The following is a 6000-nucleotide window of genomic DNA, read 5'->3' as shown; positions in this document are numbered from 1 at the left end:
ACTACTTCTTAACCAGTGCTTCCTTTTTAGATAATAACTTTAAACAGCTTCTATGTATAGAATGCGATACCTCTGCTTTGTACTGTTGCTGATTTTATGCGGTTTACTTATTCTAATCAATGGAAAGCTATTTTCGACCCATGCCCATCAAGCAACCGATAAAGCAGATGTGATCTTAGAACTTAATTTTTTAGAGCGGCAGCTAAAACAAGAAGGCTTAGCAGAAAAGATGTAAGGCCTATTTCCGGAAGGTTTTGTCTTTGTCAATGCTTTGTATGGCTTAGCCTGGTGTCAAGTAGCTTTAGCTGAGGAAAATCATGTTTCTCCTCTAAAAGCAAGAGCCTTGAAGGAAGCTTTGTATGCCTATGATCAACTCTGCTCTGAGCAAGCTAGAGAACATTTTGATCCTTATTTGCCCATCGATCATGGCATCTTCTATACTGGATGGCGAAATTACTTACTGTCTCAAATGCTGAAAGTAGACACCAATTTCACCAATCATTCTTTCTATATCCAAGAGTTCAAGGAACAAAGCCATATGATTGCTCAGGTGATGGAGGAGACCAAAAGCCCCTACTTAGAGTCTTATCCCAATCAGGCCTGGCCAGCAGATATGTGTGTGGCAGTAGCCTCTCTGCGTGGACATGATCAGGTATTTGTTCCAAAGTATAATCAGCACATCCAACACTGGATACAAAAAGTAGAAGCACGACTCGATCCCAAAACAGGCATGATTCCTCACAAAGTAGAAACAGCTAGCGGTAAATCAGTAGAATCCTCCAGAGGTGGATCCATGGCTTTGATGTTGCGCTTATTGAGGGAAATAGATCCGGCATTTACCCAAAGGCAGTATAAGCTGTTCAAAGAAAACTTTGTTTCAACGGCTTTAACCCTTCCTTGCATCCGAGAGTATCCCAAAGGGAGCTTTGGAATAGGAGATATTGATTCTGGTCCTGTGATCTTGGGAGTAGGTTTTCCGGCTACCTTGGTATCTCTTGGCCTTCTGCCTATGTTTGGTGATCAATCCTTAGCCGCTAAGCAATATATAACGGTAAATGCTTTTGGTTTAGAGCAGATCAACGAACAGGAGAAATATTACTTGCTTGGCTCCTTACCCATGGCAGATGCTTTCATTGCCTGGTCAAGAGCTACAGGCATGCACTATCGGGATGAAAACAGGAGCAATAACGCAGAACTTTCGACAGGCAAGTTCCATCTGGTTTCGTTAAGCACTATAGTGCTTATGTGGGTAATGTATTATAGGAAAACTCTCATTAGGCTATTCCAGAATGTGGCTTCTAGTACATAAATTGGCGTATTTAATGACTGTTAAATTCACTAGAATAGACTTTTTTATACATAATTCCTATATAGACCAATTAAAAAATTGTAACTAAATATTACATATGCCTTTCTGACCAAGCTATTTTTAAAGTGAATTGTTCACTTGAATAGCTCTATATTATATCAAAATTATAAAAGTTTATAAACTTTTAGTTGTATAAACTTCTTGGATAATTACTATCCCAACATTTAAAGAATACTTATAGACTTTTACCTATTTCAATATTTTCTAACAATTTATGAAGTGCCTAGTATCACTTGCTTTTTTTCTTGTAGCTACTTGTAGGCTTTATGCCCAGGATCTTTCCATTACCCATTTTCAATTTGCATCAGAGCAAATTCAATATCAACTATTCCAAGGAAAACTCACGCTTAAGAATGAAGGAACAATCGCTGTTGATCAATTTATATTGGTTGATGTTTATTTATCTACAGATTCTCTTTTAGATAATAAAGACCAATCCTTTTGTTTTATATCTTTTAGGAAGCTGCTTGCAGGAGGTTCTCTTGAAGAAAATACCCTTGGGTCAGCTAGTCAATTTGGAATAAATTCTTTACCCGGCAACTACTATCTGCTTACCAAAGTAGATGTTCGGGAGGAACTTATTGAAACCAACGAGTTAAATAATTTGCACATTGCTCCAATTACTATTTTACCTGCCAGGGTAGATCTTACGTTTGCTAATCCTTCTGTTTCCCAAACTCTTGTAACGCTGGGTGCTACGATCAACCCTACTTATAGCTTACAAAACCTAGAAAAAGATAACATTAATTCGGTGTATACAACTTTTTATCTTTCAATAGATGATAAAATTGATGCATCCGATTATAAGTGGGAGTATCAGTATAATCAGATGGCCTGGAAAACAAGTTCCACATTTACCCAAAGCTTAACTGTACCATATTCTCTCAAGCTAGGAAATTACCGTCTGTATGGCAAGATAGAAAACTATGGGCAGGAGCTTACCATTACAGAAACAGATTCTGCCAACAATTTAGTATTCTTCTCAACCATAAACTTGCAACCTGATGATTTAGATTTGCAACTAAACAGTTTAGAGATTCTTCCGACAGATCATACAAATGCTTATCTGACCTATTCTATTTCTAATCTGGGGCCAACAGCTCTACAAGGGTATGGATTGAAAATCTATTTTTCTAAGGATACAGTACTTGACTCCTTGGACCAGGCTATAATGGTATTTCCTTTTCATGATCATTGGGCCTATGCCATTCCGGGCAAGCAAACCCTCACCAAAACTGAGTATTTTCGGGCATATAGTATGAGAGACTATTTACCTGCCGGCGAATGGTATGCAATAGGTCAGGTAAACTATGATAAAAAGGTGCCGGAAACTAATTTCCTCAATAACACAGCAGTATCAAGAAAGTTTATAGTTCCAGAGTATCAGCTTACATTAAGTGTGGATAGTCTACGTCTAGATAACATCCCTCAAGCAGGTAACAAGAGTATACAGCTAACGGCTAGCTTAACGGCTGAGAATGTAGAGGGATTAATAAGCGTAAACATATCCCTTTACTCAAAGAACAACGTGTTGCTTCAAGCTTGGAGAGATTATATGTATATTACAAATAGTGCCTATTCTTACCAGCGAAACGTTCAATTGCCCTTTGCTATGGCTCCTGGAGAATATAAACTAGAGTTTACCACACAGCCTGATCCCTCCCAGCCTCTTTTAGCAACTTCATCAAAGACCTATTCATTCGCCGTGGAGCCTGTTGGCTTAACTGTTCAGGCTCTAACCGAAAAAGCCACATCTGTGCTGTTTTACTTTAAAGCAGAATCTCCTATTGCAGATGCAGCCTATTCAATACAAGTGTTGAATAAAGAAGGCATAAACATTCTAGATACTCTATCTAAAAAAGACAGCTTGTGGCTCCCTATAACTTTTTTTGAACCTACTGCAGTTTATAGCTTGACGGTCTCCTACAAGCTTGGTAGTGTAGAAATGGGAAGGGATACTGCTAATTTCCAGATAGCAGCTTATAATCAATTAGTAACCGTAGACCACCTACATGTAGAAAGAACAATAGATCAACTTGAGGAATATTTACCTGTAGAAGTTACTTTATCTGTTAAGCTCCAAGATGAATTAGTTGTTCTTACCTATGATATTATAGACTCCCTCAATCATGTAGTGGCCACAACGATGGATTCTGTATTCGTCAAAGTATTGAAAAACAAGCGAATAAATCTGGATACACTATACAGTTATCCTGAGCAACAGATTACTCGATTAATTAATCTTTCCCTACAGGATATTACAAAGCCTGGTGCCTATATTGTCAAAATATATTCTCCTTATATGAGGACAGTGCAGATCCCTTTTGCGATTGAAGAAGTATCGATTAACCAACACGCCGTAGCGTATTTAGATGGAAGAGTAGTTCTAAAATGGGGGGCCACAAGTAAAGAAATGGAATATACAGTAAGAATTAAGAGTAGTGAACGGGATACCTTGATTTCAGCCGCTACTCATCCCTATATTGAACTTCCTGTTACTTTATTCCGGCCTAATGAGGACTATTTTTGGTCTGTAAAGGGTACTTACAAGGGAAAAGTAGTTCACTCCGACCTTCTACCATTAGAGCTTTCCCCAATACTAGGTCTCAATGAGCAAGCCTACCTTTCTGTAGTAGTGTATCCTAATCCTTCTAGTGGATCACTTTATTTGAAGAAGCAAGGAATAGAAGGCTTAGTTACTGTGCAGATCTGGACGATAGTAGGAGAAAAAGTAGCCTCATTTACTGCGAAAGATCACATATTAAATGATCAACTCATCGCTAGTCGGTTAAAACCTGGAATGTATTTGATCATAATAGAAAATCAGTCAATCAAAAGGCAGCTAAAGATTTTGGTAGAATGAGCGTATTAGATTCTCCGTAAATACCAAATAGCTACTGACTATCAGGTTAGTTTACTTCAGGTGAGTAAGAGAGACAGCTAGTTATAGGCATTCTATAAGAGAAATAGTGCAACAAAGTATAATATTAGATATCTTAAGTTACTCAATCTGCCCAGTTAAAAAAACTACCCCTTTTTGTTGACCAAAAGATTTAATACCTAAAATCACAGTCTAATCACGATACTTAATACTGTCTGAAAAACAAGAATTAGTAAGGTGCTTGCACTCCCTGCACTATTATACTATCTTTAGTAGGAAATACCTATGCTGTGCTTATTCTCTGATTTAGACGCCATTGCCGGACGATACGGCAGGGCATTTACCCTTTAGCTGTTGGTGGAAATGAAAAAGAAAGCTTACTACATGGAGCAAAAAATTCTCGAATATATATCAACATATGTTCCGCTTACCCAAGAAGAGAAATCATCTATATTGAAAGAAGTGCCCTATAAGACTTTTAAAAAAGGCACCCATCTGCTGCAAGAAGGACAAATTTCCAAAGAATGTTATTTTACTATTCAAGGTCTGATCAGACAATATGAGCTCATTGAGGGAGAAGAAAAGTCTACCTATTTTTATTCAGAAGGAGAAGCTATCGTCGCTTTTGAGAGTGCCTCCAAACAGGTGCCCTGTAAGTTTAGTTGGATTTGTGAAGAGGATACTACCGTGGTTATTGGCCGATTGGATGGAATTGAAGCAGCATATGCGAAAAATCCTAAATTAGAAAAAATGTCAAGACTGTTCATCAACCAACAGTTCGGTAAGTATCAGGATGTAAGCACCTCCTTTATTACCCTAGACCCAGAGCAGCGCTATCTGCAGCTGGTAGAAAAAAGGCCTGATTTACTCAAGCGTGTGGCGCAGTATCATCTGGCCAGTTATCTGGGAATCAAACCGGAAACTCTAAGTAGAATCCGGAAAAGGATTGCTAAAAAAATCTAATCACTTCCTACTTTAAGAGGAGAATCACCTTTTTCGCTTTTAGCCAAAGGTAGAGTCCCACTAGCAGTTCAGCCAATGTCATGGGGAGGATAAAAATGGCAATGATACTATTTTTTAGTAGCTCAAGGTTGGTGGCAAATAAACTCACCAAACTATTCAAGCTATAGCCTATTCCAGCCAGTAGTAGTAGCCAGCTAAGTACTTTTGGAATGACAGGGATTGTAAACAGCAGCCTGGCAAGAAACATCAGATGCAGGCCAAAGAAAATGAGGCCCACCGCAAAGCCATACTGATGCAATTTTAAAAACTGCATGGCCTGATTAGCAGCCAGATGGATTTGATCCCGGTTGGTGTGCATAGAAGAGGAATAGATATCTTTGGCTAAAAACAATCCAACGATGGCAAAGCCTTTAATGGCCACATACACGAGTCTGAGGCTGGCCATTAACAGAGCAACTGGTTTGCTTTGGGAATGCAACAATACATAAAAGGCAATGGAAAGCAGCATATCTAGCAAAATAATAAAGATAAAGGCAAAGATCCCTGAGGTAAATAAGGGTAATGACTGCTGAATAGTAGTATAAGTAAGCACAGGGTCATGCCAGATAATCAATCGGGTTCTGACCACAAATTCGGCAAAAATGCCAAGCAAAAACATGGTAACAAAGCTCCAGCCGATAAGCTTGGTAACTATTGTTTTATCCCCTGAATGCTCAAATGGGCTTGTTGCTAATACTTTCATTCGCTTTTTTAACAAAAGTAAACCGGCAATTCTGCAATCTGATTG

General features: G+C 38.5%; 4 protein-coding genes. 3 read left to right on the top strand and 1 reads right to left on the bottom strand.

Translation table 11 applies throughout. The features are described 5' to 3' along the window. Positions 1–343: 343 nt before the first annotated feature. The 3 genes from Q0590_RS25915 (at position 344) to Q0590_RS25905 (ending at position 5213) form a co-directional block, all read left to right on the top strand. A complete protein-coding gene (locus Q0590_RS25915) occupies positions 344–1309 on the top strand; it encodes a hypothetical protein (RefSeq protein ID WP_302040542.1) in 966 nt (321 codons plus the stop codon). Positions 1310–1583: 274 nt separating this feature from the next. Then, the gene (locus Q0590_RS25910; RefSeq protein ID WP_302040541.1) at positions 1584–4232 is read left to right on the top strand and encodes a T9SS type A sorting domain-containing protein; all 2649 of its coding nucleotides are present in this window, start codon (positions 1584–1586) and stop codon (positions 4230–4232) included. Between the two features lie 381 nt (positions 4233–4613). Next, on the top strand, positions 4614–5213 hold the full coding sequence (locus Q0590_RS25905; RefSeq protein WP_302040540.1) for a Crp/Fnr family transcriptional regulator: 600 nt from the start codon (positions 4614–4616) through the stop codon (positions 5211–5213). A 7-nt stretch (positions 5214–5220) separates the two neighbouring features. Here Q0590_RS25905 and Q0590_RS25900 read toward each other — a convergent pair whose 3' ends face one another. After that, positions 5221–5955, bottom strand: coding sequence for a DUF4386 domain-containing protein (locus tag Q0590_RS25900; RefSeq protein ID WP_302040539.1), 735 nt, complete (start codon positions 5953–5955; stop codon positions 5221–5223). Between the last annotated feature and the right edge of the window lie 45 nt (positions 5956–6000).

The sequence above is a fragment of the Rhodocytophaga aerolata genome, from assembly GCF_030503435.1.
Lineage (GTDB): Bacteria > Bacteroidota > Bacteroidia > Cytophagales > 172606-1 > Rhodocytophaga > Rhodocytophaga aerolata.
Note: the sequence above shows the minus strand (reverse complement) of the source record. Positions and strands in the feature narration are given on the sequence as shown.

Bases quoted from the DNA above. Each gene is read 5' to 3' on its own strand.
- Q0590_RS25900 (WP_302040539.1), bottom strand. From the start codon at position 5,955: ATGAAAGTATTAGCAACAAGCCCATTTGAGCATTCAGGGGATAAAACA.
- Q0590_RS25910 (WP_302040541.1), top strand. From the start codon at position 1,584: ATGAAGTGCCTAGTATCACTTGCTTTTTTTCTTGTAGCTACTTGTAGG.
- Q0590_RS25905 (WP_302040540.1), top strand. From the start codon at position 4,614: ATGAAAAAGAAAGCTTACTACATGGAGCAAAAAATTCTCGAATATATA.